The 26,669-nt window shown below is 55.4% G+C and carries 25 protein-coding genes, 1 other RNA gene and 1 pseudogene; 23 read left to right on the top strand and 4 right to left on the bottom strand.

Annotation, left to right across the window (positions count from 1 at the left end; translation table 11 throughout):
* The 4 genes from ACN0RL_RS14165 to ACN0RL_RS14150 all read left to right on the top strand — a co-directional run.
* A partial coding sequence (locus ACN0RL_RS14165; protein ID WP_244249411.1) for a hypothetical protein occupies positions 1-71 on the top strand: 71 nt, incomplete at its 5' end.
* Positions 71-826: a cytochrome c1 gene (locus tag ACN0RL_RS14160; RefSeq protein ID WP_417517868.1), complete on the top strand. Its 756-nt coding sequence runs from the start codon at positions 71-73 to the stop codon at positions 824-826. The genes ACN0RL_RS14165 and ACN0RL_RS14160, both read left to right, overlap by 1 nt.
* A 109-nt stretch (positions 827-935) precedes the next feature.
* Positions 936-1,565, top strand: a complete 630-nt coding sequence (locus ACN0RL_RS14155; protein WP_417517866.1) for a glutathione S-transferase N-terminal domain-containing protein — start codon at positions 936-938, stop codon at positions 1,563-1,565.
* A 59-nt stretch (positions 1,566-1,624) separates the two neighbouring features.
* On the top strand, positions 1,625-2,038 hold the full coding sequence (locus tag ACN0RL_RS14150; protein ID WP_417517876.1) for a ClpXP protease specificity-enhancing factor: 414 nt from the start codon (positions 1,625-1,627) through the stop codon (positions 2,036-2,038).
* 54 nt (positions 2,039-2,092) lie between these two features.
* Here ACN0RL_RS14150 and ACN0RL_RS14145 read toward each other — a convergent pair whose 3' ends face one another.
* The 3 genes from ACN0RL_RS14145 to ACN0RL_RS14135 are packed head-to-tail and all read right to left on the bottom strand — an operon-like array spanning position 2,093 to position 4,951.
* On the bottom strand, positions 2,093-2,683 hold the full coding sequence (locus ACN0RL_RS14145) for an SIS domain-containing protein (RefSeq protein WP_417517864.1): 591 nt from the start codon (positions 2,681-2,683) through the stop codon (positions 2,093-2,095).
* Between the two features lie 6 nt (positions 2,684-2,689).
* Positions 2,690-3,058, bottom strand: a complete 369-nt coding sequence (locus tag ACN0RL_RS14140) for a YraN family protein (protein ID WP_417517862.1) — start codon at positions 3,056-3,058, stop codon at positions 2,690-2,692.
* Positions 3,059-3,088: 30 nt separating this feature from the next.
* Positions 3,089-4,951, bottom strand: coding sequence for a penicillin-binding protein activator (locus tag ACN0RL_RS14135; protein WP_417517860.1), 1,863 nt, complete (start codon positions 4,949-4,951; stop codon positions 3,089-3,091).
* Between the two features lie 159 nt (positions 4,952-5,110).
* On the opposite strand from ACN0RL_RS14135, the gene rsmI reads away from it, so the two are divergent.
* From rsmI to lpxC, 18 genes and pseudogenes are all read left to right on the top strand, one after another.
* Positions 5,111-5,980 (top strand): 16S rRNA (cytidine(1402)-2'-O)-methyltransferase, encoded by an 870-nt coding sequence (rsmI, locus tag ACN0RL_RS14130; protein WP_417517874.1) that lies wholly within the window; start codon positions 5,111-5,113, stop codon positions 5,978-5,980.
* Positions 5,981-6,036: 56 nt separating this feature from the next.
* Positions 6,037-6,398: RNase P RNA component class A (rnpB, locus tag ACN0RL_RS14125), an RNA gene on the top strand.
* Positions 6,399-6,703: 305 nt separating this feature from the next.
* Positions 6,704-7,156, top strand: a complete 453-nt coding sequence (gene mraZ, locus ACN0RL_RS14120; protein ID WP_417517858.1) for a division/cell wall cluster transcriptional repressor MraZ — start codon at positions 6,704-6,706, stop codon at positions 7,154-7,156.
* Positions 7,153-8,136 carry a 16S rRNA (cytosine(1402)-N(4))-methyltransferase RsmH gene (gene rsmH / locus ACN0RL_RS14115; protein WP_417517856.1) on the top strand — a complete coding sequence of 328 codons (984 nt, stop codon included), beginning with the start codon at positions 7,153-7,155 and terminating at the stop codon, positions 8,134-8,136. Before mraZ ends, rsmH begins: the two co-directional genes overlap by 4 nt.
* Before the next feature lie 2 nt (positions 8,137-8,138).
* Positions 8,139-8,531 carry a cell division protein FtsL gene (gene ftsL / locus ACN0RL_RS14110; protein WP_417517854.1) on the top strand — a complete coding sequence of 131 codons (393 nt, stop codon included), beginning with the start codon at positions 8,139-8,141 and terminating at the stop codon, positions 8,529-8,531.
* Positions 8,532-8,574: 43 nt separating this feature from the next.
* Positions 8,575-10,314 carry a peptidoglycan D,D-transpeptidase FtsI family protein gene (locus ACN0RL_RS14105; RefSeq protein WP_417517852.1) on the top strand — a complete coding sequence of 580 codons (1,740 nt, stop codon included), beginning with the start codon at positions 8,575-8,577 and terminating at the stop codon, positions 10,312-10,314.
* A 4-nt stretch (positions 10,315-10,318) separates the two neighbouring features.
* On the top strand, positions 10,319-11,803 hold the full coding sequence (locus ACN0RL_RS14100) for a UDP-N-acetylmuramoyl-L-alanyl-D-glutamate--2,6-diaminopimelate ligase (protein ID WP_417517850.1): 1,485 nt from the start codon (positions 10,319-10,321) through the stop codon (positions 11,801-11,803).
* The gene (locus ACN0RL_RS14095) at positions 11,800-13,239 is read left to right on the top strand and encodes a UDP-N-acetylmuramoyl-tripeptide--D-alanyl-D-alanine ligase (RefSeq protein ID WP_417517848.1); all 1,440 of its coding nucleotides are present in this window, start codon (positions 11,800-11,802) and stop codon (positions 13,237-13,239) included. The genes ACN0RL_RS14100 and ACN0RL_RS14095 overlap by 4 nt, the downstream gene beginning before the upstream one ends.
* Positions 13,224-14,309 (top strand): phospho-N-acetylmuramoyl-pentapeptide-transferase, encoded by a 1,086-nt coding sequence (gene mraY / locus ACN0RL_RS14090; RefSeq protein WP_417517846.1) that lies wholly within the window; start codon positions 13,224-13,226, stop codon positions 14,307-14,309. The genes ACN0RL_RS14095 and mraY overlap by 16 nt, the downstream gene beginning before the upstream one ends.
* Before the next feature lie 15 nt (positions 14,310-14,324).
* Complete coding sequence (gene murD / locus ACN0RL_RS14085; protein WP_417517844.1) at positions 14,325-15,680, top strand: UDP-N-acetylmuramoyl-L-alanine--D-glutamate ligase; 1,356 nt, start codon at positions 14,325-14,327, stop codon at positions 15,678-15,680.
* Positions 15,680-16,882 carry a putative lipid II flippase FtsW gene (gene ftsW, locus ACN0RL_RS14080; protein ID WP_417517842.1) on the top strand — a complete coding sequence of 401 codons (1,203 nt, stop codon included), beginning with the start codon at positions 15,680-15,682 and terminating at the stop codon, positions 16,880-16,882. The genes murD and ftsW overlap by 1 nt, the downstream gene beginning before the upstream one ends.
* On the top strand, positions 16,875-17,981 hold the full coding sequence (gene murG / locus ACN0RL_RS14075) for an undecaprenyldiphospho-muramoylpentapeptide beta-N-acetylglucosaminyltransferase (protein ID WP_417517840.1): 1,107 nt from the start codon (positions 16,875-16,877) through the stop codon (positions 17,979-17,981). The genes ftsW and murG overlap by 8 nt, the downstream gene beginning before the upstream one ends.
* Positions 17,974-19,419: a UDP-N-acetylmuramate--L-alanine ligase gene (gene murC / locus ACN0RL_RS14070; RefSeq protein ID WP_417517838.1), complete on the top strand. Its 1,446-nt coding sequence runs from the start codon at positions 17,974-17,976 to the stop codon at positions 19,417-19,419. Before murG ends, murC begins: the two co-directional genes overlap by 8 nt.
* Position 19,420: 1 nt before the next feature.
* Positions 19,421-20,386, top strand: coding sequence for a D-alanine--D-alanine ligase (locus tag ACN0RL_RS14065; protein ID WP_417517872.1), 966 nt, complete (start codon positions 19,421-19,423; stop codon positions 20,384-20,386).
* Entirely contained in the window at positions 20,379-21,218 is an 840-nt protein-coding gene (locus ACN0RL_RS14060) for a cell division protein FtsQ/DivIB (RefSeq protein WP_417517836.1), read from the top strand. Before ACN0RL_RS14065 ends, ACN0RL_RS14060 begins: the two co-directional genes overlap by 8 nt.
* Before the next feature lie 36 nt (positions 21,219-21,254).
* Positions 21,255-22,490 (top strand): cell division protein FtsA, encoded by a 1,236-nt coding sequence (gene ftsA / locus ACN0RL_RS14055; protein WP_417517834.1) that lies wholly within the window; start codon positions 21,255-21,257, stop codon positions 22,488-22,490.
* Positions 22,491-22,585: 95 nt separating this feature from the next.
* Positions 22,586-23,627: pseudogene (gene ftsZ, locus ACN0RL_RS14050) on the top strand (cell division protein FtsZ); the annotation flags it as partial.
* Positions 23,628-23,952: 325 nt separating this feature from the next.
* Entirely contained in the window at positions 23,953-24,870 is a 918-nt protein-coding gene (lpxC, locus tag ACN0RL_RS14045; protein ID WP_417517832.1) for a UDP-3-O-acyl-N-acetylglucosamine deacetylase, read from the top strand.
* Between the two features lie 11 nt (positions 24,871-24,881).
* Here lpxC and ACN0RL_RS14040 read toward each other — a convergent pair whose 3' ends face one another.
* Positions 24,882-25,328: a DciA family protein gene (locus tag ACN0RL_RS14040; protein WP_417517830.1), complete on the bottom strand. Its 447-nt coding sequence runs from the start codon at positions 25,326-25,328 to the stop codon at positions 24,882-24,884.
* A 211-nt stretch (positions 25,329-25,539) separates the two neighbouring features.
* Between ACN0RL_RS14040 and ACN0RL_RS14035 the strand changes: the two genes are divergently transcribed.
* On the top strand, positions 25,540-26,493 hold the full coding sequence (locus ACN0RL_RS14035) for a peptidoglycan DD-metalloendopeptidase family protein (protein ID WP_417517828.1): 954 nt from the start codon (positions 25,540-25,542) through the stop codon (positions 26,491-26,493).
* Positions 26,494-26,669 lie beyond the last annotated feature (176 nt).

Below are 26,669 nucleotides of genomic sequence, written 5' to 3'. Positions count from 1 at the left end.
ACTTCATTCTGATGCCGTTCTACACGCGCATGGAGAAAACCAAGCCAGTACCAGAGAGGGTGACAGGATAATGAGAAAGCTGATTTTTGGTCTTTTCATCGCATTCCTGCCGGTTCTCGGGCTGGCAGCCGGTGCTGGCGTTCCGCTCGATCATATCGAGACGGACCACACCGACAAGGCATCTCTTCAGCGCGGCGCGGCCATGTTCACGAACTACTGCATGGGGTGTCACTCCATGGAGTATGCTCGTTACAAGCGGGTTGCGGATGATCTCGAGATTCCCGTTGATCTGTTCGAGGAGAATCTGATCTTCACTGGCGCTCAGATAGGCGAGTTGATGAAGAACTCCATGGACAAGGATATGGCTGCGAACTGGTTCGGTGCTCCGCCACCGGATCTTACGCTGGAAAGCCGCCTGCGCGGTGAATCCTGGGTTTACTCCTATCTGCGTGGTTTCTACAAGGATGAAACCCGCCCGCTTGGCGTAAACAACGTGGTGTTCGACAAGGTGGGTATGCCCCATGTGCTGGTTGATCTCCAGGGGCTATGTGCGGTTGAGCCTAATATTGGCAAGGCGGCAAGCGTTGAACCATTGAGCGGAAACATCAATAATGCAAGCGCTTGCCCGGAGTACGCTACGGAAGGAAGTATGACTGGAGCAGAGTTCGACCGTGCCATGTACGATCTGACCAACTTCATGTCTTACATGGCGGACCCTATCAAGGTAGAGCGTGAGCGCCTTGGTGTTTTCGTTTTGATCTTCGTGGCTATTTTCTTTGTATTCGCCTACCTGCTCAATCGTGAGTACTGGAAGGACGTACACTGAGAAATAGGGTATAATCCTGTTCCCTGAGTTCCAGCGGGCGTTAGCCGGCCCGCTGGAATTTTTGCGTTTTTCAGGACCATTTCGGTTTGTTTACTCGTGAGGTAGTTCTATGGGCGTTGTGACCAAGCGGTCATCGATGACGTTTTTCTCAGATCCCGCCAGCCACTATAGCCACAGGGTGCGCATTGTGTTGGCAGAGAAGGGTGTTACCGTTGACGTCGTTGATGTTGATCCGGACAATCCGCCAGCCGAGTTGGCTGATCTGAATCCGTATAACGCCCTGCCGACTCTGGTAGATCGTGACCTGGTTCTGTATGAGCCGAACATCATGATGGAATATCTTGATGAGCGTTTTCCGCATCCTCCTTTGCTGCCGGTTTATCCGGTTGCCCGGGCCAACAGCCGGTTGATGATCCATCGGATTCAGAAGGACTGGTGTGGTCTGGTGGACCAGATTCTGAATCAGCCGAACGTCAAGGCGTCAGAGGCTGCGCGCAAAGAACTGCGCGAAAGCCTTCTTGCTACGGCGCCTCTGTTTGGTGAGATGCCGTTTTTCCTCTCTGAGGAATTCACTATTGTAGATTGCTGTATCGCACCCATCCTCTGGCGTTTGCCGTCGTTGGGTATAGAGCTGAATGACAAACAAGCCAAGCCGCTGCACAAGTATATGGAGAGCATATTTGGCCGCGAAGGTTTCAAAGCCAGTCTCTCTGATCTTGAAGAAGATATCCGGAGCTGATTTGGCGGGTATTCGCTTTACGGAACAGGAGGCAAGCCGTGTCTGATAACAAGATCACCATGACATCCAGTCGTCCATATCTGGTGCGGGCGTTTAATGAGTGGATACTGGATAACGACTGCACTCCCTATATAGTAGTGGATGTTGGCGTTCAGGGTGTTCAGGTGCCTACTGAGCATGTGGCGAATGGACAGATCGTTCTTAATGTCAGTCCTGGAGCCGTGCGCGGCCTGGTAGTGGGTAATGGCGCGCTGGAATTCAGCGCCCGTTTCGGCGGTGTGCCAATGCAGGTATTTATCCCGCTTCAGGCGGTGATGGCTATTTATGCCAAGGAAAATGGTGAAGGTATGGTGTTTGGCAGTGAGCCGGGCTCGCCGGATCCTGATGGCACTAATGACAGGGAAAGTGCCGGGCAATCGGGAAGTCAGGACGAGCGCCCGTCTGGCAGGCCAACTCTCAAGGTCGTGAAATAAGCTAAAGCCAGTAGTTGAACTGACAAAAATGCCGGCATCTCTGCCGGCATTTTTTTAGCCCCCGAACAGTTTCCCGTCTACCAGCGAGCATAGAGCGTTAATCACCAGCAGGAGCAGAGGCGCTGCCTCTGTTGGCGAGAGATCGTTCAGAGCAATTTCATGATCTTCAGCGTGCATCAGAGAGGTAATGTCAGACTTCTCTCTTGCGCTCAGAACCACCACGTTCATTTCCCTGTCATGAGCTGCCTGGATAGCCTGAATCAGGTTCGCTTTGTGGCCGTCGTCTACGATTACGAATAACAGGTCACCGGGCTTACCGATCGCTTTTACCTGGCGTGAGAAGGTGTCATTGAAGCGATTATCACGGCATATGGCTGAGTAGGTCGTTGCATCGGCTCCCAGATTGATCGCCGGTAGTGCTGGTCGATCCTGCTCAAAGCGATTCAGAAATGCCGTACAGAAATACTGGGCAATAATGTTGGCGTTGCCGTTGGCGCAGGTGACAATCTTCCCATCATTGAGAAGGGCGCTTACAAAAGCATCAGCTGCTTGCTCTATTGCCGAGCCTACGGTGCTGGCTGCTTGTGCCGTATGCTCCATGTGGCTCGCAAACAATTGGTTGATCAGGTTTTCCGTTTCACTCATCAGAATCTACACGTCCGCCTGGATTGCATTTTTGACCCATTGTACCCGGTATTTTTTTACGGTTCCCGGGCTGATTGCCACTACATCTATTCGGCTGAGTGCGTTCCACAGATTATGCCGGTGCAGATAGAATGCAGCTGCCTTTAACAGCCGCTGTCGTTTCGGGTATGAAATGGAGCCCGCCGGATCGACGAGGCTGCCGCTGCCTCGATAGCGCACCTCAAAGAAGACGAGCGTATCGCTGTCGTATCCTATCAGGTCGATTTCACCGCCGCGGTTATAAACATTGCGTTCGTGGATATGCACGCCGTGGGCAGTGAGATACCGTGCGGCGACTCCTTCAAAGTGCGCTCCAATAGCTTTGCGGCCTTCCATGGCGCTGGTTGTCCTTTTTGCGAGGTTTGCTCAGTTGGTCAGTGCCTGGGGGCGCTCTTCCTCTTCGCCACTAAGTTCTGTTTGCTCGGGTAGTAGGTTCGGAGTGCCGCTGCGGAACTGTGCCCAGAGTTGATTCCTGTGGATGCTGCCTTCGCGGGTCATGGTGAGTTGGCCTGTCTGTCCATCCACGGCAGCTGTTTGAACCTGTCGCAACAGGGGCAGACGTTTACTCAGCTGCCATGCATCCGCTCCCATCGCAAAGAGCCTGCCAAGCTGACCACGGGTGCCGGGCAGAGCCTTGGAAGCCTCTTCGCGTAGCGGGTTTTTGCTGTCGAGAACCCAGGGAATGTCAGTAAAAAATATCTGATTCAGGTCGCGATCCCGGGCAGGATCCGGTGTGCCTTCGTAAATGATCGAGGGCGAGTAGACTGGCAGGTCGCCTCCAAAGTAAAACGCAAACAGGGGCTTGAACTGCCGCGCGACTGCAGGTTCGGCTACCATAACGATTGCCTCTGCATCCTGGCGCCGCCTGGGCTCGAATTCCACATTGAGTCCAATGGTTCGTTCGACCTGTATAGCCCTGTCCCGGGATACGGTAATACCCAGCAAGTCTGCGGTAACTGCGCGCAGGTTGTCTTCGCGGAAGAACCGCTCGATATCAAGTGCAACCGAGTCATTGCGTTGCATGCGATTCAGCAGCGCCGCCTCTACCCGGTCGCCCCACTCACCTTGTGGAATGAGAGCCAGAACCTGATTGATATTCTGTTCCGAGAGCCGGTCTGCAATCTGTCGCGCTTCGTCTTCTGCTGAGAGGCCAAATTGATAGAGGCCGTCCGGGGCCTTCTTGTCGGCAGCCAGATAGTTTAGCCCGAGAGCAGGCACCGGGAGAGTTCTCAGGTTGGTGAGGCTCGCCAAGGCTTCTTTTTCAAGGGGGCCTATAATCAGATCGATATCCTGAGCGGCGAGTTCCTTATAAAGCTCGTCAAATGGTTGATTTGAAGTGTCTACGATACGGATGTCGGTTTTGCTGCGATCTGCTGAGTCGTCCTGGTAATAGGCGGCCAGGAAGCCGTCACGGATGGCTTTGCCAGCGCTGGCAAGGGGGCCTTGAAGCGGCAGGGCCAGCACAATTCTTTCTGGCCGGTTTTCTGCGAGGCTGGCGATAAGTTGCAGCTCTGATGGCAGTACCTGCGCAGCCGGGTGGCCGGGCCAGTTATTTTGCCAGCGACGGATGACACGCCCCTGATCATCGATGCTCAACCCCGGGTCACGCACGCTGGCTGCGAGTTCAAGCCACCCCTCGGTTTCAAAGCCAATGCTGCTCTCACTTGCGGCAGAAAGTTTCTGGTCCGGAACGGCTTTCAGCAATACCCAGATCTGATCGTGGATTTCCTGTGGATTAACCCTGCCATCTGTCTGTGAAAGCAACATCAGCGTCAGGGCTGCGGAGAGGCGGTCGCCGACAAGTGCGTAGGTTTGGGCCTGAAGGCTGGCAGCTCGGTTAACAAGGTCTGAATTGTAGTTTCTGAAGCTGTCCGGTGAGAGCCTCTCGACGATAGTGTCGGCCCACTCCCGGTCTTCGAGTGCCACTGCACCTGCCATGGCAAGCAGTTGCGTTTGAGCCTGCAATGACGGTGCAGGTTGCGCCAGTTGATCGCTCTGCAGTAATGTGCGGGCGGCCCGATGTTCATCGCGTTCCTGGAACCGGCTGGCTACCTTCAGCAGATATTGCTGGGCCGTTTCAATGTTGCGTTCCTTTGCGGCAAGCTCAAGAGCCTGGGAGGGCGACTCGGCCACGTGTGACGTCAGGTCGACACTGGCGCAACCGGCAAATAACAGGCTTATAGCGAATATCCCGGCCAGGGCGCGGTGGTTAATACGGTTTTTGGTCATGGCAAGCTCTATAGATTCTGGAGTTTTGGGCTTGTGGCGCCGATCTGATGGTGGCAAGTTTAACAGCTCCCGGGCTAATTCACATGACGCAGGTGTCATGGTACCGACGTCCCTGTGCGCGAGGCATACATTTTGAAATCTGAAACGGATCAGTCTGCCATGCAGGCAATAAAACCAGGTGGCGGCCGTGGAACCCTGTATATCGTTGCCACCCCTATTGGGAATCTGGAGGATCTTTCGCCGCGTGCAGTCAGGGTGCTTTCGGAGGTTGCGGTTATTGCGGCAGAGGATACCCGCCACAGTGGGCGTTTGATTCAGCATCTGGGTATCAACAAACCCCTGATCGCATTACATGATCACAATGAGCGCGGCAGAGTTAAAAGCATACTGGACCAATTGTTGGCGGGTGCTGATGTTGCATTGATTTCAGACGCTGGTACGCCACTGATCTCTGATCCGGGCTATGTGCTGGTTCGTGAAGCGAGGGCTGAGGAGATTCGGGTAAGCCCGATTCCCGGACCCTGCGCACTGGTTGCTGCGTTGAGTGCTGCAGGTCTGCCTACGGATCGCTTCCTGTTTGTCGGTTTTTTGCCCGCAAAACGCACAGGTCGTTGCGCAGCGCTGGATGAACTTCGGAAGGAGACAGCAACTCTGGTCTTCTATGAGTCACCTCACAGAATACTGGATACAGTGGCGGACATAGTGGAAGTTATGGGTGAGCATCGCGAGATTGTGCTGGGTCGGGAGATCACCAAGACCTTCGAGACTTTTTACTCGGGTGAGGCTGCTCAGGTCCTCTCTGCACTTTCAGACGACCCTCACGGCAGTCGTGGCGAGTTCGTTGTCATGGTGCGGGGTGCTGACAAGGCTGAAAGCGGGCTGATGGCTGGCGCGCTGGATGTAGACCAGTTGCTGGGCCTGTTAATGGCGGAGCTGCCGGTCAAAAAAGTCGCGAAGATTGCCTCTGTTTTGACGGGGTTGGGCAAAAACGAGCTGTATCAGCGTGCGCTGGAACTTAAGGAAAGCTAACCTCCGGCCCGGTGCTTTTTCTTGCATGGTGGGTGGTGCAGGAGTATTGTCTCGCCCGAGCTCGCCAGACAGTCGCCGCCGGTTTAACCGGGGGAGGAAAGTCCGGGCTCCGCAGGGCAAGGTGCCAGGTAACTCCTGGGCGGCGTGAGCCGACGGAAAGTGCAACAGAAAGCAGACCGCCTAAGTGCCCGTGACCAGTTCACGGGTGCCGGTAAGGGTGAAACGGTGCGGTAAGAGCGCACCGCGTGGCTGGCAACAGTCCACGGCGATGGTAAACCCCACCTGGAGCAAGACCAAATAGGAGTCCTATGGCGTGGCCCGCGCTGGACTCGGGTAGGTTGCTTGAGGCCTGTGGTGACGCAGGCCCTAGATGAATGACTGTCCACGACAGAACCCGGCTTATCGGCGAGCTCTCCTTTTTTCCCTGGCTTATGAAGCGCGTTCATTCTCATGACGCGCTTCTTATAGCTAAAAAATCTTAAACCTCACTTGTCTTCTTCAGACAATTTTGCAGGTGGTTGATTTTCCTTCTTTTCTTATCTGTAATGTCTCCTTTTTCTCACGTTAGTGTCCGTAACCTGTTGTCATAAAAGGAACTTTCCCAAGAGGGCCGCTGTTTGCGGCGCTTGCATTGTGAATTGCGTGTTTCTATAGTGTGCACAAGTGGGAAAAAGTGGTTTCTTGTGGTTTTTTGTGGTTTTCAGGTCTTCAGAGACGGCGTAAATGAGCAATTTTCTCGGCAGTCATGCCATCAATATGGATGCGAAGGGTCGCCTGGCGATCCCCACCAAGGTGCGCGAAGGTCTCGCGCAGGCTTGCGGTGGGCGCATTGTATTGACTGCGAATGCCGATGAAGAGCGGTGTCTGCTGGTTTATCCGGAGCCTGAGTGGGAGATCCTGCGCCCGAAAATCGAAGCACTTCCCAACATGAATAAAGCTGCACGACGCCTTCAAAGGCTATTGCTTGGTAATGCTGCTCCCATGGAGATGGATTCTGCCGGGCGCATTCTGGTTCCGCCCACATTGCGCAGTTATGCACATCTTGAGAAAAAACTGATGCTTATCGGTCAGGGTAAGAAGCTGGAGCTCTGGAGTGAAGAGCGCTGGTTTGCATGGCTGGACGAAGCCTCCGGTGATGATGATATGCCACCCGAGATGGAGGCGCTCTCCCTATGACCACCGATCGCACTCAGGAGGTCGGAGCAGAGTTTTCGCATCGCTCGGTCCTTCTGGATTCAGCGGTCGACTATCTGGTCAGCGATCCCGATGGCAAATACGTGGATGGCACCTTTGGTAGGGGCGGTCACAGCAAGCTTATTCTCGGGCGTCTGGGCGCGTCTGGCCAGTTGCTGGGTATCGACAAGGATCCTGAGGCCATCACTGTAGCTGAAGAGCTGGCTGCAGATGACCCCCGTTTCGGATATTTCCATGGTTCCTTTGCTGAGCTCAGCCGCGCGGTATCCGATGCTGGCTGGGAGCAGGTTGATGGCGTACTGATGGATCTGGGTGTGTCGTCGCCGCAGCTTGATGATGCATCGAGAGGCTTCAGCTTCATGCGTGATGGCCCGCTCGATATGCGAATGAATCCACTGCAGTCGCCAAGTGCAGCTGAGTGGCTGGCATACGCGGAAGAGAGTGAGATCGTGGATGTGATTTTTCGTTACGGTGAGGAGAAGTTTTCCCGTCGCATTGCCCGGCTGATCGTCGAGCGGCGCAAAGAAACACCGATTGAAACCACGCTCCAGCTGGCCGCGCTGGTCAGTGAAGCGGTACCGAAAAAAGAGAAGCACAAGCACCCGGCAACCCGCACTTTTCAGGCGATTCGCATTTTTATTAACCGCGAACTTGAAGACCTGGAAGTCGGGCTGAGGGCGTCAGTAGATCGGCTGGCGCCTGGTGGGCGGCTGGTTGTTATCAGCTTTCATTCGCTCGAAGACCGGTTGGTAAAACGTTTCATGCGAGATCTCGCCCGTGGCCCCAGGTTGCCCAAAGGCATACCGGTGACGGCTGAGCAGGAAGCTTCTGGCTTCAGGTTGATTGGCAAGGCCAACAAGGCCGGTGCCGGCGAGGTCAGTGAGAATGTTCGTGCCCGCAGCGCTGTAATGCGGGTTCTTGAGCGCATCGACAAAAAACAGACATCGCAGGGGAGCGCGTAATTATGGGCGCGGTAGCCATAGAGCCGGCGGTAAAGCCGGCGAAACTGAATAAAGAAAAGGTTCGCGGGGGCGTTGTCGCTGCTGTCAGGATTTCGCGGCGTGTTTTCGATGCCACTCGGCAAAAAAAGGTTCTGGTGTCGCTGGCTCTTGCTGCGCTGCTTGTAGGTTCATCGATCGGTGTTGTTGTCAGCGCCCACGAGAACCGCGGATTGTTCAATACGCTGTCCCAGCTTCAAGCCGAGCGTGATCGTTTTCAGGCGGAATGGAGCCAGTTGCTTCTGGAGCAGAGTGCTCTGGGAGCGCACGGTCGCGTCGAAACACTTGCAGCAGAGCGATTCAGCATGGTGGTTCCGGGGCGTCAGGACATCGTCCTGGTGCCTCTGATGTCGCGTTAGCATTCCGGTAATTCATGATAACAACAGTCTCAGGGTGATCTGATTGTCAAGCCAGGAGTCAGCAAGAACATTTAGGCAGAAGGTGGCGGCAGGCTTGAAAGCCTGGCGCTTCGGCTCTGTGCTGGGTGTGTTCCTGGTGGTTGTGCTGGCGCTTGGCTGGCGCCTGGTTGATCTGCATGTTGTAGATAATGATTTTCTGCGAAAGCAGGGTGATGTGCGCACCATTCGTGTAGAAGCAATCGATGCTCACCGTGGTGTGGTGACTGACCGCTATGGCGAACCTCTGGCAGTGAGCACTCCGGTACAAACGCTCTGGGCCAACCCTTCAGAAACAGACCCCGGCGAACCGCGACTGACTAACCTGGCACGGGTACTGGATATCAGTGAGGCCAAGCTGCGTGAGCGCCTCGCAACTTACGCCGGGCGCGAATTCATTTATCTACGTCGGAAAATACAGCCCGCGCTGGCCGCAAAGGCCATGGAACTGGATATTCCCGGTGTTTATACGCGTCAGGAATACCGGCGTTATTACCCGGCAGGCGAGGTGACCGCTCATGTTGTCGGATTTACCAACATTGATGAGCGCGGCCAGGAAGGCATGGAACTGGCATATAATGACTGGTTGTCCGGAGAATCTGGCCGCAAACGCGTGCTGAAGGACAACCGCGGGCGCATTATTAAAGACCTTACGCTTATTCGGGATGCCAGCCCAGGCCAGAACCTGGAGTTGAGTATTGATCTGCGTCTGCAATATCTGGCTTATCGCGAGTTGAAAGCCGTGGTCAGCGCCCATGAAGCGCGTGGCGGCACACTCGTTATGCTCGACGTTGAGACCGGTGAAGTCCTCGCTATGGTTAATCAGGGCTCATATAACCCCAACGACCGCAGCCAGTTGGCGCCGGGAAATCTCCGCAACAAAGCCATCACGGACCTTTTTGAACCAGGCTCAACCATGAAGCCGATCTCTGTGGCTGCTGCGCTTGAGTCAGGGCAGTACTCTGCTAACACAACGATTGATACTTCTCCCGGCTATCGCCGCTTTGGTCGGTTTACGATTCGTGATTACAGGAACTACGGAGTTATCAGCCTTACCGACATCATAGTGAAGTCCAGTAACGTTGGTGTCAGCAAGATTGCCACCGAGTTGGGTGGGGATACGATTCGTAATCTCTATGCACGGCTCGGGTTTGGCCAGCCAACCGGTATCGGCTTCCCGGGAGAAGCGGTGGGTGTATTGCCGGCGCCGCCAAAGTGGCGACCCTCTGAAGAGGCAACGCTCTCTTACGGCTACGGCATGAGCGTAAATGCGCTGCAACTGGCTCAGGCCTACATGGTTATTGCGAATGGTGGTGTGCGTTATCCGCTAAGCCTGCTCAAGCTTAATGAAAAACCTGTTGGTGAAAGAGTGCTCTCCGAGCAGGTAACCAGTGATGTGCGACTCATGCTGGGAGAAGTGGTTTCCAGAGGGTCAGGAAAGCGGGCTCAGCCTGGCTTCTACAGCGCCGGAGGCAAGACAGGAACGGTTCACCTGGTAGGTGCTCAAGGGTATGAAGACAGCCAGTACAAGGCGATTTTTGCCGGGATGGCGCCGATTGATAACCCCAGAATTGTAACGGTTGTGGCGGTGGATGCGCCCCAGTCTGGCGAATATTATGGCGGCGAAGTGGCGGCGCCGGTTTTTTCACGGGTGATGAGTGATGCGCTGCGCCTCCTGAATGTGAAGCCGGAGCTGGAAGTTGGCGCCGCGGGCCCGCAAGCGGGAAAAACAGGGGAGAGGGGGTAAGCCTATGTGCATAACATCTCTCAGCACCCTGTTACAGGGTATTGTTTCTGTTCCTTCGGTGTTCGATGTCACCATTCATGGGTTGCAGACCGACAGCCGTGACGTCGGTTCTGGCGATGCATTTGTGGCACTGGCGGGCGCAGACACGCCGGCGGATTATTATGTGGATCAGGCCATAGCTGCCGGTGCAACGGTGGTGCTTCTGGAGTCTGATGCAGAAATGGAGTGCTGGGAGCGCCAGGGTGCACTCATCGTACCTGTTGTGGGACTACGGCAGTTAACAGGCAAAATTGCTGCCCGTTTTTACGAACACCCGTCACGCCGGCTCCGGCTGATAGGAGTTACCGGCACCAACGGTAAAACCTCGGTCAGTCATTATGTTGCCCAGTTGCTAAGCCAGGCGGGAACGCCCTGTGGTGTTCTTGGAACTCTGGGTTATGGCATGCCGGGTGCCTTACAGAGCGCGACCCACACTACACCAGACGCTGTTCAGATCAATCGTGTGTTGTCCGGCATCCTCGCCGGTGGCGGACGTGCTGCGGCAATGGAAGTGTCATCGCACGGCCTGGATCAGGGGCGCGTGGATGGGCTAACCATAACCGCAGCCATATTTACCAACCTGACACGGGATCACCTCGATTATCACGGCTCCATGGAGGCCTACGGTGCAACCAAGGCCAGGCTGTTTGAGCGTGAGGACGTGCATTTTTCCGTGATCAATTTTGACGATCCTTTCGGTCGTCAGCTGTACAAAAAACTTGAGGGCAAATGCGATCGCGTTCGCTACAGCCTGCACGAATCCGAGACAGAGCTTTGGTTGAAAGAGTTTCATCCTGTGGACTCGGGTTTTCATGCAACGGTCGATGGTGAGTGGGGTACGTTTGAGCTTTCCGTGCCCCTGATGGGCAGCTTCAATGCCAGCAATGTGCTCGCGGCAGTTGCGACGGTCATGACGCTGGGCGTGTCGGCAGAGCAGGTTCAGCAGTTTGTAAGACAGTTGGTTCCGCCTCCTGGCCGGCTCGAACGGTTCTGTGGAGTGGGCGGAATTCGCGCCGTTGTGGACTACGCCCATACACCCGATGCCCTGGCTAATGCGCTGGCTGCGCTAAGGCCGCATGTAACTGGCCGGCTGATATGTGTTTTTGGCTGCGGAGGCGACCGTGACAGCGGAAAACGCCCGGAAATGGCGAAAGAGGCAGAAGCGGGTGCAGATGTGATCGTTGTTACGGATGACAACCCACGTTCCGAAAGCCCGGCAGACATTGTGCAGGATACTCTGGCAGGTTTTTCAGACGCCGGAGCTGTAACCGTCATTCATGACCGGGCCGAGGCAATTCGTTTCGCTGTCAACATGGCAACGCCGGAAGATCTCGTCCTGATAGCGGGCAAAGGTCATGAGGCCTGGCAGGAGGTCGCCGGTCAGAAGCTTCCGTTCAGCGATGTTGCCCAGGTTCGCCAGGTGTTGAGACTTGAGGGAGGTGCAGCATGATGCGCGCTTTTTCACTGGCTGAGGCTGTGGGATTTATCAATGCCGTGTGCGGATCCACGGGGCTCGACGCTGTCAGGTTTGCTGATATTTCCACCGATACGCGTGCTCTGAAGCCAGGTGATCTGTTTGTTGCCCTGCGTGGCGAGAATTTTGATGGCCACGAATTTTTGCAGGCTGCGAAGCGATTGGGAGCCTGTGCTGCCGTGGTTGATACCTTTGACGGCGCTCTAGATAACGCTCTCGATAGCAGTCGCGATAGCACGTTAGACAGCCCCCGGCATATGCCTCAGTTGGTTGTGGCTGACACCGTTGATGCGTTGGCCGGACTGGCTGCAGGCAACCGCAACGAGAGTGATGCGAAACTGATTGCGATCACTGGCAGCAGTGGCAAAACCACCGTTAAAGAACTGACCGCCGCCATTCTGGTTCGTATGGGCGATACGCTGGCGACCCGCGGCAATCTGAATAATCACATTGGTGTTCCGCTGACTCTCTTTGGCCTGAAGCCTGCTCACCAGTATGGCGTTATCGAACTCGGTGCCAGCGGGCTCGGCGAAATTGCACATACGGTGGCTATGACTCGCCCACAGGTGGTGATTCTCACGAACGCCGGCCAGGCGCATCTTGAAGGCTTTGGCAGCTATGAAAACATAGTGCTGGCCAAGGGCGAGATTATTGAAGGTGTTACCGAGGGCGGCCTGGTTGTTCTGAATCGTGACGATCCTGCCTTTGATCAATGGCGCGCACGTGCCGGCAGTCGCCGGGTTGTCAGTGTCAGCCGCTATGGCCACCCGGAGGCCGATTACAGCGCCAGTGTTAAACAGCCTCAGAATCAAAAGCCGGAAATTGTGATTGCAGGGCCGGAAGGCTGGTCGTGCACGTTAACCCTGCCTTTGGAAGGCGAACACAACGTAACCAACACCCTTCTTGCTATCGCTGCAACTCGCGAGCTGGGAGCAACGGATGTTGCGGTTACCGAAGGACTGGCCGGAGTGCAACCGGTCCGCGGCCGCCTGCAGGTTGTCGATTTTTCGGGGGGGCTGTCGGTCATCGATGACAGTTACAACGCCAACCCGGCGTCTATGAAAGCGGCGCTGAGTGTTCTGGCAAGTCGTGATGGTAAGCGCATTGCAGTCTTTGGCGCCATGGGTGAGCTCGGGCCAACTGCCCGTGAACTGCACAGCGAGGTCGGAGCCTTTGCTTCCGAACTCGGAATTGACCGTCTTATGACAGTGGGTGCCGGCTGCGAAGGCTACGCCGACGGTTATGGCGAAACAACCGAAATGTATCAGACGCATGAAGAAGCAGTGCAGGCCATGGCTCTTGTTAATGAGCCGCCGATGACCGTGCTGGTGAAAGGGTCCAGAAGCGCCGCCATGGATCTCGTGGTGGAAGGGATTAAAAACAAGGTGAATAACGCATGCTTCTCTGGCTGACAGAGGTTCTATCACAGTATTTTTCGGCGCTGACAGTGTTTCAGTACCTGACCGTGCGCGGGATTCTGGGAACATTGACCGCCCTCCTGATCTCGTTGGTTATCGGGCCGTTGATGATCCGAAAGCTGAGTCAGTACCAGATTGGTCAGGCGATCCGTGATGACGGGCCGCAGACGCACCTCAGCAAAGCAGGCACCCCGACCATGGGTGGTGCTCTGATTCTGGTCTCTATCGGCATCACCACACTGCTGTGGGCGGATCTGTCAAACCGTTATGTGTGGGTCACTTTGCTGGTCACCCTGCTGTTTGGCGCCGTCGGCTGGGTTGATGATTACCGCAAAGTTGTGGAGCGCAATCCTCGCGGCTTGCCTGCCCGCTGGAAGTATTTCTGGCAATCGCTGATTGGTGCAGGTGCAGCCATCGTGCTGTATTTCAGCTCGGTGTTGCCTCAGGAAACATCGCTTTATCTGCCGTTTGTTAAAGACGTATCGCTGACCCTGGGGCCTGTTCTCTTTATTTTGCTGACGTATTTCGTGATCGTCGGCAGCAGTAACGCGGTGAACCTGACGGACGGTCTGGATGGTCTGGCCATCATGCCTACGGTGATGGTCGCCGGCGCACTGGGTATCTTTGCGTACGTGTCCGGCAACGTTCAGTTCGCCAACTATCTGTTGATCCCTTACTTGCCTGGAACCGGCGAGCTCATTGTATTTTGTGGCGCGTTGGTCGGCGCCGGGCTCGGCTTCCTTTGGTTCAATACTTATCCCGCCCAGGTGTTCATGGGGGATGTTGGCGCACTTGCACTTGGTGCGGCTCTGGGCGTGGTCGCAGTTATCGTGCGGCAGGAAATAATCCTTTTCATCATGGGCGGAGTGTTCGTGATGGAGACTGTTTCAGTGATCCTTCAGGTGGCTTCGTTCCGGTTGACCGGTCGCCGGATTTTCCGGATGGCGCCGTTGCACCATCATTTTGAGCTCAAAGGCTGGCCGGAACCGCGAGTGATCGTGCGCTTCTGGGTTATCACCGTCATTCTCGTTCTGATTGGCCTGGCCAGTCTGAAGTTAAGATAGGAAAACGGACTGATTATGAGTGTCATCACGTCAGATCGTCGCACATTGGTAGTGGGGCTCGGTAAAACCGGGCTCTCCTGCGTGCGCTATCTGTCTGCACAGGGCCGGAAGATTGCGGTGGCCGATAGCCGCGAAGCCCCCCCGGGCCTTGATGACCTGCGTGCAGGATGGCCGGATGTCACGGTTCATCTGGGACAGTTTGATCGTGAGCTTTTCGCTGGCTTCAACGAGTTGATCGTCAGCCCTGGAATCAATATCGCTGAGCCTGCCATTGCTCATGCCGCTGAAAAGGGTGCGCGCATAAGGGGCGATATTGATCTGTTTGCCGAAGCTGCCGATGCGCCGGTTGTTGCCATAACCGGTTCCAACGGTAAGACCACGGTCACCACTCTTCTTGGTGATATGGCGCGGGCAGCCGGTCGCAAGGTTCAGGTGGGCGGAAATATCGGAACACCCGCGCTGGATTTGCTGGGCCTTGGCGCGGAGCTGTATGTGCTTGAACTATCCAGTTTCCAGCTGGAAACCACCGGAGAGCTGAATGCGCTGGCGGCAACGGTACTGAACGTCAGTGACGATCATCTGGATCGCTATCCGGACAAGATGGCTTACTTCCAGGCCAAGCAGAGAATTTTTCGTGGCTGCAAGAACGCTATTGTAAATCTGGATGATGCGCTGAGTACGCCGATGGCCAGGGATAATTTGCGATTCCTGTGTTTCGGATTCAATCGTGTCAATCCGCAGACCTTCAGCACTCGGGAAGATGATCAGGGCATCTGGCTTACCTTTGGGTTCGATAATCTTCTGAATGCCGGTGAGTTGAAGCTGATTGGCTGGCACAACCTCAGCAATGTGATGGCAGCGCTGGCATTGGGTCATGCCGCCGGGCTGCCAATGAGCATCATGCTGGATGCTGCGCGTCAATTCAGCGGTTTGCCACACAGGTGTGAGTTCATACGCAGGTTTGGCGATGTTGATTACATCAACGACTCGAAAGGCACGAATGTCGGAGCTACGGTCGCAGCCATACAAAGTCTGGTGCCGGAAGGCGACGCAAAAATAGTGCTGATTGCGGGTGGAGAAGGCAAAGGGGCAGAGTTTTCTGATCTGAAGGCACCGGTTACAGCCTGCTGCCGGGCAGTGATATTGATTGGCCATGACGCAGACCGTATTGCAGAAGCGGTAGATGCCGGCGTCCCCGTCTATCGGGCAGCAGCGCTGGTTGATGCAGTGAAAAAATCGGCAGAGCTTGCGCTGAAAGGAGACCGGGTTCTGTTTTCTCCCGCCTGCGCAAGCTTTGATATGTTCCGGGACTATATGGATCGCGGTGAGCAATTCAGCGCTCTGGTTCAGTCTATGGGGGAGGTGCTGTGATGCAGGCAGGATTGTCAGTATCCCCCGTTAGGGCTCAGTGGCTGGGCGATATTCAGCCTTTGTCAGCGCTGGTTATCAGTTCGGTTGCACTGCTGATTATAGGGGTGGTGATGATTTCGTCAGCCTCTATGGATATGGCGGTCGAAACCATGGGTAACAGTTACCACTACGTGATTCGCCAGCTCATGTTCGCTGCTATGGGCTGCATGCTCGCGTTGGTGGCGGTTAACGTGCCCGTGGCCTGGTGGGAGCGCAGTGGGTGGTTGTTACTTGGTATCGGCCTGCTGTCCTTGATTCTGGTGCTGACACCGCTTGGTCGCACGGTGAACGGTTCAACCCGCTGGATTCCATTTGGCCTGTTCAATGTTCAGGTGTCGGAAGTGGCAAAGCTGTGTCTGATTGCCTACCTGGCGGGATACGTTGTGCGCCGGCGTGACGAGTTACTGAATACCTGGCCGGGCTTCCTGAAACCTCTGGTAGTACTGGGTGTGGCGTCTGCACTGCTGGTTATTCAGCCCGACTTCGGGGCCACAGTAGTTCTGGTAACGGCCGCCGCGGGCATGATTTTCCTGAGTGGTGTGCGGCTCAGCCGGTTTGTGCCGTTGATTGCAACTCTGGTGGTGCTCGGAGTGGTACTGGTTCTGACTCAGCCCTATCGCCTGAAGCGCGTCGTCAGCTATCTGGACCCCTGGAAGGATCAGTTCGATAGCGGCTATCAGCTAACTCAGTCGCTGATTGCTTTCGGCCGGGGTGAATGGGGCGGCGTTGGCCTGGGTAACTCGATACAGAAGCTGTTTTTTCTGCCAGAGGCTCATACGGACTTTATTTTCGCGATTATTGCCGAAGAGTTCGGGTTGCTGGGTTCATTGATCGTGCTCGGGCTGTTTACCGTGCTGGTTGTCACCGGTTTTGTGATTGCCCGTCGAGCTGCAAAGGCCGATATGCCGTTTGGTGCCTGTTTTGCTTACGGTATTACGCTTCTGATCGGTCTGCAGGCGGGTATCAATATGGCTGTGAGCACCGGCTTGTTGCCCACCAAGGGGCTGACCTTGCCTTTGGTCAGCTATGGCGGGTCCAGCCTGATGATCAGCTGTGTCTGTATTGGAATTCTGGCCAGGGTTGAGATGGAAAGACTGGACAAGGAAAAACAGGCTACCGAAAAGACCGGTTCCCGTAAGCGGGGAGGAGCGCGCTATGACTGAGCCGCGCCGGTTTCTGATGATGGCTGGAGGTACCGGGGGCCATGTGTTTCCCGCTCTGGCTACCGCCAGGGCGCTTGAGTCCAGGGGGCATGAAGTGCACTGGCTGGGCGCCAGCGGTGGCATGGAGGAGCGGTTGATTGGCGATACCGGCATTCCGCTTTCGCTGATTCATATCTCAGGGCTAAGGGGTAAAGGCAAGCTGGCCCTGGTTATGGCACCGTTCCGCCTGATGCGGGCGCTGGGTGAAGCTTTCACGGTTATGCGTCGTATTCGCCCGGATTGCGTGGTTGGCATGGGAGGGTTTGTAACCGGTCCTGGCGGCCTGGCTGCATGGCTAACGCGAACGCCCCTGGTGATTCACGAGCAGAACGCCATCGCCGGCATGACCAACCGCATTCTTGTGCGGTTTGCGAAAACAGTTCTGGAGGCTTTCCCCGGAAGCTTTGGCCCGGATGTGATTACCCGGTGTACCGGCAATCCGGTGCGCGAAGATCTGGCAACCCTGCCGGCACCAGAGCAGAGAATGGCCGGGCGCTCTGGTGAATCCGGTGAACAGAACAAGCCACTGCGCATTCTTGTGGTCGGCGGCAGCCTGGGGGCTCAGGTGTTCAATGAGCAGCTGCCAGAGGCACTGGCAATGCTGTCGGAACAGAAAAGGCCGCAGGTCAGGCACCAGTGTGGCGAGAAGAATCTGGAAGCCGCACGCGCTTCATATCAGCAGCACGGCGTTGATGCTGATGTGGAACCGTTCATCAAAGACATGGCAGAGGCATACAGCTGGGCCGATATCGTTCTGTGCCGTGCGGGTGCCCTGACGGTCTCGGAGCTTTGTGCCGCAGGTATCGGAGCAGTGTTGGTGCCGTTTCCCCATGCGGTGGATGACCACCAAACGAAAAACGGCCAGCAAATGGTGAACGCGAAGGCGGCCGTTCTCATACCACAGTCACGGCTTACGCCGGCCGTGCTGGCGGAAACCCTGGGCGATATTGCCAGGGATCGCGCCCGGGTCATGGATATGGCAAAGGCTGCACGCACGCTGGCTCGTCCCGACGCAACGGAGAGAGTCGTGAATTACTGTCTGGAGGCCGCTAATGGCTGATATAACCAATCCGCCACTTGTTTTTCAGGTACCGGAAATGCGCCGGATTCGCCACATTCATTTTGTGGGCATCGGGGGTGCCGGCATGAGTGGAATTGCCGAGGTGCTGAAAAACCAGGGTTACGACATCTCCGGATCAGATCTGAAAGAGGGCCTGGTCACCGCACGTCTCAAGGCCATGGGAATTGAGGTGCAGATTGGCCACCGGGAAGAAAACAGCGCCAAAGCAGACGTGGTTGTGGTGTCTTCGGCGGTAGGTTCTGATAACCCTGAAGTGGCTTCGGCTCGCAGTCGGCGGATTCCTATTGTGCCCAGGGCGGAAATGCTGGCGGAGATTATGCGCTACCGCCATGGTATCGCTGTTGCAGGTACCCACGGAAAGACCACCACCACCAGTTTGATCGCTTCGGTGCTTGGTGAAGCCGGGCTGGATCCCACCTTTGTGATCGGCGGCAAGCTGAACAGTGCAGGCACCAACGCCAAGCTGGGCGGCTCTCGCTATCTGGTGGCAGAAGCGGATGAAAGTGATGCTTCGTTTCTGCACCTGACGCCGGTGATCTCTGTCGTTACGAACATTGAAGCCGATCACATGGATACCTATGACGGCGACATTGAAAAGCTCAAGCAGACCTTCGTGGATTTTCTCCATAACCTGCCGTTCTATGGCGTGGCGGTTATGTGCGTCGACGATGACTATGTGCAGGAAATAATTCCGCGTATTTCGCGAGCGATTATCACGTATGGCATCAGCAATCCCGAAGCAGATTATCGTGCCGAGAATATCGTTACAGATGGTCTGAGAACCCACTTTCTGGTGAAGCGTCCCGGCGGGCGCAGCGACTTGACTGTAGAGCTGAAAATGCCCGGGCGCCATAACGTGCTGAATGCGCTCGCGGTGATAGCGGTTGCTACCGATGAGGGTGTTGCGGATGAAGCCATTTGCCGGGGACTGGCAGTTTTCGCGGGTGTCGGGCGACGTTTTCAGGTCAGCGGAGATTACAAAACGCCCAGAGGTACGGTCACTTTGGTGGACGACTATGGTCACCATCCGACTGAGGTAGAAGCAGTGATTCGCGCAGCTCATGATGCCTGGCCAGGGCGGCGATTGGTGATGTTATATCAGCCCCACAGGTTCACCCGCACCCGTGATCTTTATGAAGATTTCGTTCGGGTTTTGTCTGAGGTCGATGGCCTTTTGTTGATGGACGTTTACTCCGCCGGCGAACCCGCCATTCCGGGTGCTGATGGCCGTGCGCTTTGCCGCAGCATAAGGCAGCGAGGCAAGGTGGAGCCCGTATTTGTAGATGACAATCGCAAAATCGAGAGCTTGCTGGAAAGTGTGCTTCAGGATGGTGACCTTCTGATTACACAGGGGGCTGGTGACATCGGTGGTGTGGCGAGTCGGTTGGCAGCAGCAGGAGTAGTTACAGGTGAGTGATATGCAGCATCCCGGGATACCAGCGTATCAGGCTGAGCCAGAAGTGGTTCGGGCGCTGGGGCGCGTGGCTGTTTTTATGGGGGGAGATTCCGCGGAGCGCGATGTCTCTCTTAAAAGCGGTAAGGCGGTTCTTGCGGCTCTGGTATCTGCCGGCGTTGATGCGTTTGGTATAGATGTTCAAGGGTGCCTTCTGAAAACCGTTGAGAGCCCGGAGTTTGACCGGGTTTTCATAGCGTTGCACGGTCGCGGAGGAGAGGACGGCACCTTGCAGGCGATCCTGTCTCAGGCGGGTATTCCATACACTGGTAGTGAGGTGATGGCCTCTGCTCTGGCGATGGACAAACTGCGCACCAAATATGTGTTTGCGGGTTGCGGTCTGCCAACACCTGAATTCAGAACCATGTCGGCCACCGACGAGGCCGAACAGATTATTCGGGAGTTGCGCACGCCATTGAGTGTAAAGCCTTCTCGAGAAGGCTCCAGTATCGGTATCCGCAAGGTAAATACAGCCGCGGAGCTGGCTGAAGCCTACGAGCAGGCTGCTGCGCTGGATAATCTGGTTCTGGTCGAAGAGTGGATAGAGGGTCCGGAATTTACTGTCAGCCTGCTTCAGGACAGCGCGCTTCCGGCCATAGGGCTGAGCACGGACCACGTCTTCTACGACTATGACGCGAAATATCTGGCGGATGACACCCGCTACAGAATCCCCTGCGGCTTGTCGCCCCAGGATGAAGTGCGATTACAGAACCTTGCACTTGAAGCTTTTCGGGTAGTCGGCTGCCGCACATGGGGTCGGGTAGACATCATGCAGGATAAGGACGGCGAGTTCTGGTTGCTGGAAGTCAATACCGTGCCGGGCATGACCGACCATAGCCTGGTGCCTATGTCTGCCAGAGCCGCCGGAATCAGTTTTGAAGAGCTTGTTGTGAGGATTCTTAGCGACACGCTGGAGGCTGCTGATGCTTGAGACACCGCTGATCCGGAGCCGGGCGATACCGTCCGACCCTCCCCGGCGCAGGGGAGCAACCTCCCTCGGGCCGGAGAAGGACCGGTTTGGTGTGTTGAAAGCGATTCTTGCTGCCGTACCCTGGCTGCAGGCTGGTATGGGTATTGCGGTGCTGCTGTTGGCGGGCCTGGTGCCATGGGCAACGGGCAAGGTTCTGGCTGCCATGGATCAGCAGGTTCTGGCTATTGATGTGAACGGTGAATTTGTGGGCGACAGCCGCGTTGCCATTGAGCGACAAGCCGGAAACTGGATCGGCAAGAGCTATTTTTCGACGGATCTTTCGGAAATCAAAGCTGATCTCGAGAAGCGGCCATGGATTGAGACGGTAGCGGTACGCCGGGTGTGGCCGGATCGCCTGGAAATCAATATCCGGGAGAAAAAGCCCCTGGCGTACTGGAATGACGGCCGCCTGGTCAGTCGCACAGGAGAGCTCTTTTTGCCGCCCAACCCGGAAGTAGCCGGGCGCTTGCCCCAGCTTTCGGGGCCGGATGAGCGGGTGCGTGATGTGATCAGCATGGCCCGAACCATGAGTGACAAGCTTATGGGGCATGACCTGGGGTTTTCAGGACTGTCACTGGAACGACGAGGTGCCTGGACCCTTCGTCTCTCGAACGGCATTGAAGTGGTGCTCGGGCGGGATCAGGTTGCGAAGCGTTTTGAACGTTTTATCACTGTGTATGAAAACCGGCTTATATCGCGGTCGGACGAAGTCAGCCGGGTAGATGCCCGCTACACCAACGGTGTAGCGGTTCAATGGAAGCCAGCCGAGGCTGCTTCCGGCCCGAAAACATAGAAACAGTAAATTCAGACCTACGGTTTGGTGGAACACATGTCATCGGTTGAAACGGAAAACATGATTGTCGGCCTCGATATCGGAACCTCGAAAGTGGTTGCGATTGTCGGCAAACGCAAGATGGACGGAACCATTGAGGTGGTGGGTATTGGCTCCCATCCGTCACGGGGACTGAAGCGGGGCGTGGTGGTCAATATCGAAACCACGGTTCAGGCGATCCAGCGAGCGGTTGAAGAAGCCGAGCTGATGGCGGGTTGTCGAATTCACTCGGTTTACGCGGGGATTGCCGGCAGCCACATAAAGAGTCTCAACTCCCACGGTATTGTGGCGATCCGCGACCGGGAAGTGACTCAGGCGGACATCGACCGGGTTATCGACGCGGCACAGGCTGTCGCCATTCCTGCAGATCAGAAAATCCTGCACATTCTGCCGCAGGAATTTGTAATCGATAACCAGGAAGGTATCAAGGAGCCCATGGGTATGTCCGGTGTGCGTCTGGAAGCGAAGGTGCACCTGGTGACATGCGCCGTTAACGCAGCGCAGAACATTGAAAAATGTATTCGCCGCTGCGGTCTTGAGGCCGATGACATCATTCTGGAACAGCTGGCTTCCAGCCATGCGATTCTCACCGAGGACGAGAAGGAGCTGGGTGTCTGCGTGGTGGATATGGGTGGCGGTACCACAGACATTGCTGTGTTCACCGGCGGCGCCATCCGTCACACAGCCGTTATTCCTATCGCCGGCGACCAGGTTACCAACGACATCGCGATGGCTTTGCGAACGCCCACGCAGAATGCCGAAGAGATCAAAATCAAATACGCCTGTGCGCTGACGCAGCTGGCGGGTGCTGATGAAACTATCAAGGTGCCCAGCGTTGGCGACCGAGCACCCCGCGACCTGTCGCGACAGGCGCTGGCGGAAGTTGTTGAGCCTCGATACGAGGAGCTGTTTACCCTCGTGCAGTCAGAGCTGCGCCGTTCAGGTTTTGAGGATCTGGTTCCGGCGGGCATCGTGATTACCGGGGGCGCCTCCACCATGGAAGGTGTGGTGGAGCTGGCGGAAGAAATCTTCCATATGCCGGTGCGGCTGGCGTGTCCGCATGCTGTTTCCGGTATGACAGAAGTTGTTAATAACCCCATCTACGCCACAGGCGTCGGGTTGTTGATTCACGGTTTCCGGCAGATGGATCTTGGCCGGGCACCGGTGCTCAAGGGTGAGGATGCACCCTCGCTGTTGGAGCGCATGAAGGCCTGGTTTACCGGTCATTTCTGACGGTTCCGGGCAGGCAGTAAACGAAGGTATCTCGAAAATACAAACTCGAATAAACAGCCTGGAACAAGGCTGAAACAGCACGAAGGAGAAGGGGAATGTTTGAACTTGTCGATAATGTCCAACAAAACGCTGTCATCAAAGTAGTCGGTGTTGGCGGTGGCGGCGGTAACGCAGTGCGCCACATGCTTAACAGTGACATCGAAGGTGTAGAGTTCATCTGCGCCAACACAGATGCTCAGGCACTGGCTGATATGGACGCCCGTCAGATTATTCAGCTGGGTGGAAACATCACGAAAGGACTGGGTGCCGGAGCCAACCCTGAGATCGGTCGTCAATCCGCGCTTGAAGATCGTGATCGTATCGCCGAAGCCATCAAGGGCGCGGATATGGTGTTTATCACCGCCGGCATGGGTGGCGGAACGGGCACGGGCGCTGCGCCGGTGGTTGCGGAAGTTGCCCGGGAAATGGGCATACTGACCGTTGCCGTGGTTACCAAGCCCTTCAATTTTGAAGGTGGCAAGCGGATGAGCCTGGCTGAGCAGGGGCTTAAAGAGCTGGAAGAAAGCGTTGACTCGCTGATCACGATTCCAAACGAAAAGCTTCTCGCTGTACTTGGTAAAAAGACGAGCTTGCTCGATGCTTTCGCAGCCGCTAACGATGTTCTGCTGGGAGCTGTGCAGGGTATTGCCGATCTGATCACCCGCAACGGTATGATCAACGTCGATTTCGCCGACGTTAAAACGGTTATGTCCGAGATGGGCATGGCGATGATGGGTACCGCTCGTGCTACCGGTGAGAACCGCGCGCGGGAAGCTGCAGAAGCTGCTATTCGCAGCCCGCTTCTGGAAGATGTCAATTTGCAGGGTGCTAAAGGTATTCTGGTCAACATCACTGCAGGTATGGACCTGAATCTGGGCGAATTCTCCGAAGTCGGCGATATTGTGCGTGAATTCGCGTCTGACACTGCCACCGTGGTAGTCGGTACCGTCATTGATCCGGAAATGACCGACGAATTGAAGGTAACCGTTGTTGCAACCGGGCTTGGTGGCGATCGTGAAAAGCCGACCAAGGTTGTTGATAACACGCGTACCCTGGATGGCAAGACGGACTACAATCAGCTGGATCGCCCTGCAATCCTGCGTCGTCGTGCGGTATCACACGGTAACGTGGCCGTAGACCAGAGCAAAGAAAGTGAAGAGCAGGGAGTCGACTATCTCGATATTCCCGCATTCCTTCGGAGGCAGGCGGACTGATAATCTGTTGCAATATCCGTCCGGTGCGGGTTCGTATCTTTAGAGATAGGCCGCTGATCCGGATAATGAAGCGCTGATCACCAATAGCCGATATTGCATGAGTTTCAGGCAATGTCAGGTTGGGCAAATGGTACTCAGGCGCATTCTTTGATATTCTGCGCCCAGATTTTTGCTTTGAATATCGCCATTTTTTACGGAATAACGAACCGATGATCAGACAACGGACACTTAAAAACACGATCCGTGCTACCGGAATCGGGCTGCACTCTGGGGAAAAGGTTTACCTTACCCTGAAGCCGGCTCCGGTAGATTCGGGAATCATTTTCCGGCGCACAGATCTCGACCCGGTGGTCGAAATTCTCGCTTGCGCTGAAAATGTGGGTGAGACCATGCTGTCCACGACGCTGGTAAAAGACGGTGTCCGTGTAGCGACAATTGAGCATTTGCTCTCCGCTATGGCTGGTCTCGGCATTGATAACTGCTATGTTGAACTGAGCGCTGCAGAAGTGCCGATTATGGACGGTTCCGCCGGTCCTTTCGTTTTTCTGCTGCAGTCTGCCGGCATTGCCGAGCAGGAAGCTGCCAAGCGATTCATTCGAATCAAGCGGGAAGTAACCATTGAAGAAGGCGACAAGAAGGCAACCTTCTTGCCGTTCGAGGGCTTCAAGGTGAGCTTCGGCATCGACTTTGATCATCCTGTGTTCAAAGGCCGTGCCCAGACAGCGACCGTTGATTTTTCAAGTACGTCTTTCGTCAAGGAAGTCAGTCGCGCCCGGACTTTCGGGTTTATGCGTGACATTGAAAAGCTGCGGGCGATGAATCTGGCGCTGGGTGGCAGTGTGGACAACGCTATTGTGGTAGACGATTACAAGATCCTGAACGAAGACGGTCTTCGTTATGATGACGAGTTCGTCAAACACAAAGTCCTGGATGCGATCGGAGATCTTTACCTTTTAGGTAACAGCCTGATTGGTGAGTTCCGTGGCATCAAGTCCGGTCACGATCTGAATAACAAGCTGCTGCGCAAGCTCAGGGCAGAAGAGGACGCATGGGAAGTGGTTACCTTCGATAACGAAGAAACCGCGCCTATCTCCTACATGAAACCTGTGCTGGCGGTGCCGGCTTAAGGCTGGATGCCTTAATCCCGCACGTGGCTTGCGAGTTTTTCGAGAACCTCGCGTAGTTTTTGATCCTTCGTGTGCCCGGCTTCCTCTTTGAGGAGTCGGGCATTTTCTTTACTTAAAGGTATTTTTTTCGCTGGCGGTTTTTCATGGAACCTTGGTGGCGCAACTTTTACCTTGAGCTTCCACACGAATCGAAACAGCTCGTTTTCCCGCAATTTTTCCATGATCTCGTGCTGGCGAAAACGAATCTGGCTGGCCTTTCCTGCGTTCTCCGCCGAGAGAGTCAGCTCCCCTTCCAGGCAACAGACAAATCGGGTACCCGGAACCAGCGCTGGCGGTAACGCGGCCACAACCTCTTCTTCTGCTTTGCGGTGCGCATTGGCTTTTGCGACCAATTCGCGCAGAACCGGAGTTCTGCCAAGGTTGTCGAAGGTCATTTTTTGATCATTTTTTCGGTTCATAGGGCGTTTTTTCTCGACGGCCGCGATAACGATTGGTTACACTTCTGCACGTTTTACGCGTGGTGCCTGTGCTTCTCTTGTTTTACCTTGATGTAAATGAGTATGTCTACCGGGCGCTGCGATTTATCAGTACGTAGTTGTTGCTAAGGATGGCAGACCCACTCGGAACATTTTGAGCTGCAGCACTACAGGACAGGATTGCAGCTCATCGATGAAACCAGAAGACACTATGAACATCATTTTCGTTGGCAAACGCCACGGAGCGTCTCATGTGCTCGCCCTGAACGGCACAGTCGCTTTTGTTCTGGCCCTTTTTGTAGCCGCCTTGCTGGTTGCAACGGCCTGGGGTGGGTACACCATCGCAATGAGTCAGGCCGAAGCAAGGGAGCCATCAGATTCTGAGCTTGTAGCCGAATGGCAAAGCAGACTGGGCGAACAGAAAGCTGAGCTGGCAGGGCTGCAGCAAAATGTGCAGTATCAGGTAGATGCACTGACACTGCGCCTTGGCGAGATTCAGGGTAGATTACTGCGCCTCGATGCATTGGGCCAGCGCTTCGTCGAATCAGGCCTGGTTGCCAGCGATGAATTCGATTTTAATCAGCCGGCAGCTGTCGGTGGTCCTGAAGACTCTCTTTCTGCGGATTCTTTCACGGCACCGGAATTGACCCGGATGATCGACGAGCTGGAACTCAAGATGCAGGATCGGGAGCAGCAACTCAGGCTTCTCGATCAGGTTTCATCGCGTCAAAAGCTTGAAGATGAATTGTATCTGGAAGGTCGTCCGATCACCTGGGGCTGGTTATCTTCACGTTATGGCTACCGCTCTGATCCGTTCAGTGGCAAGCGTACCTGGCATGCAGGCGTCGATCTTGCAGGTAAGGAAGGTAGTGATATCATCTCTGTAGCTGGTGGCGTTGTCTCTTACGCAGACGAACGCTCTGGTTACGGTAATCTGGTTGAAGTCGATCACGGTGACGGCCTGGTTACCCGCTATGCTCACTGCAAAACGATCAAGGTTAAAGTGGGTGATGTAATCCAGAAAGGGCAGGTGTTGGCGCTGATGGGGAGCACTGGTCGTTCCACTGGGCCTCATGTTCACTTTGAAGTCATTCGCAACGGAAAAAGTGAGAATCCGGAAACCTACATCAAGAGAGCCAGCCGCTAGAACTTCAGGTTTCGCCTGACGTTTACTTTGTTCCCGCCAGTCTCATCAGGCTCGTCAGCTCCCGGTATCTGGCACAGGATAGTCACTGAACGCTGGCTATGTGAGCCCTGCCTTTTGTACTGTTACAAAATAAGGTTAGAATGCCGGCTTCCTCCGTTTAATCAAAGAAGTAGTGG

This window comes from Marinobacter sp. (genome assembly GCF_048259445.1).
Classification (GTDB): Bacteria; Pseudomonadota; Gammaproteobacteria; order Pseudomonadales; family Oleiphilaceae; genus Marinobacter.
This window is presented reverse-complemented; position numbering and strand designations above follow the sequence as displayed.

Excerpts from the sequence above, each read along its gene's own strand:
- ACN0RL_RS14065 (WP_417517872.1), top strand. The coding sequence starts at position 19,421 with ATGCAGCATCCCGGGATACCAGCGTATCAGGCTGAGCCAGAAGTGGTT.
- ftsL (WP_417517854.1), top strand. The coding sequence starts at position 8,139 with ATGGGCGCGGTAGCCATAGAGCCGGCGGTAAAGCCGGCGAAACTGAAT.
- mraY (WP_417517846.1), top strand. The coding sequence starts at position 13,224 with ATGCTTCTCTGGCTGACAGAGGTTCTATCACAGTATTTTTCGGCGCTG.
- ACN0RL_RS14140 (WP_417517862.1), bottom strand. The coding sequence starts at position 3,058 with ATGGAAGGCCGCAAAGCTATTGGAGCGCACTTTGAAGGAGTCGCCGCA.
- murD (WP_417517844.1), top strand. The coding sequence starts at position 14,325 with ATGAGTGTCATCACGTCAGATCGTCGCACATTGGTAGTGGGGCTCGGT.
- murC (WP_417517838.1), top strand. The coding sequence starts at position 17,974 with ATGGCTGATATAACCAATCCGCCACTTGTTTTTCAGGTACCGGAAATG.
- rsmI (WP_417517874.1), top strand. The coding sequence starts at position 5,111 with ATGCAGGCAATAAAACCAGGTGGCGGCCGTGGAACCCTGTATATCGTT.
- ftsW (WP_417517842.1), top strand. The coding sequence starts at position 15,680 with ATGCAGGCAGGATTGTCAGTATCCCCCGTTAGGGCTCAGTGGCTGGGC.
- ACN0RL_RS14160 (WP_417517868.1), top strand. The coding sequence starts at position 71 with ATGAGAAAGCTGATTTTTGGTCTTTTCATCGCATTCCTGCCGGTTCTC.
- ACN0RL_RS14145 (WP_417517864.1), bottom strand. The coding sequence starts at position 2,683 with ATGAGTGAAACGGAAAACCTGATCAACCAATTGTTTGCGAGCCACATG.
- ACN0RL_RS14155 (WP_417517866.1), top strand. The coding sequence starts at position 936 with ATGGGCGTTGTGACCAAGCGGTCATCGATGACGTTTTTCTCAGATCCC.
- ACN0RL_RS14035 (WP_417517828.1), top strand. The coding sequence starts at position 25,540 with ATGAAACCAGAAGACACTATGAACATCATTTTCGTTGGCAAACGCCAC.
- ACN0RL_RS14095 (WP_417517848.1), top strand. The coding sequence starts at position 11,800 with ATGATGCGCGCTTTTTCACTGGCTGAGGCTGTGGGATTTATCAATGCC.
- lpxC (WP_417517832.1), top strand. The coding sequence starts at position 23,953 with ATGATCAGACAACGGACACTTAAAAACACGATCCGTGCTACCGGAATC.
- murG (WP_417517840.1), top strand. The coding sequence starts at position 16,875 with ATGACTGAGCCGCGCCGGTTTCTGATGATGGCTGGAGGTACCGGGGGC.
- rsmH (WP_417517856.1), top strand. The coding sequence starts at position 7,153 with ATGACCACCGATCGCACTCAGGAGGTCGGAGCAGAGTTTTCGCATCGC.
- ftsA (WP_417517834.1), top strand. The coding sequence starts at position 21,255 with ATGTCATCGGTTGAAACGGAAAACATGATTGTCGGCCTCGATATCGGA.
- ACN0RL_RS14150 (WP_417517876.1), top strand. The coding sequence starts at position 1,625 with ATGACATCCAGTCGTCCATATCTGGTGCGGGCGTTTAATGAGTGGATA.
- mraZ (WP_417517858.1), top strand. The coding sequence starts at position 6,704 with ATGAGCAATTTTCTCGGCAGTCATGCCATCAATATGGATGCGAAGGGT.
- ACN0RL_RS14040 (WP_417517830.1), bottom strand. The coding sequence starts at position 25,328 with ATGAACCGAAAAAATGATCAAAAAATGACCTTCGACAACCTTGGCAGA.
- ACN0RL_RS14135 (WP_417517860.1), bottom strand. The coding sequence starts at position 4,951 with ATGACCAAAAACCGTATTAACCACCGCGCCCTGGCCGGGATATTCGCT.
- ACN0RL_RS14100 (WP_417517850.1), top strand. The coding sequence starts at position 10,319 with ATGTGCATAACATCTCTCAGCACCCTGTTACAGGGTATTGTTTCTGTT.
- ACN0RL_RS14060 (WP_417517836.1), top strand. The coding sequence starts at position 20,379 with ATGCTTGAGACACCGCTGATCCGGAGCCGGGCGATACCGTCCGACCCT.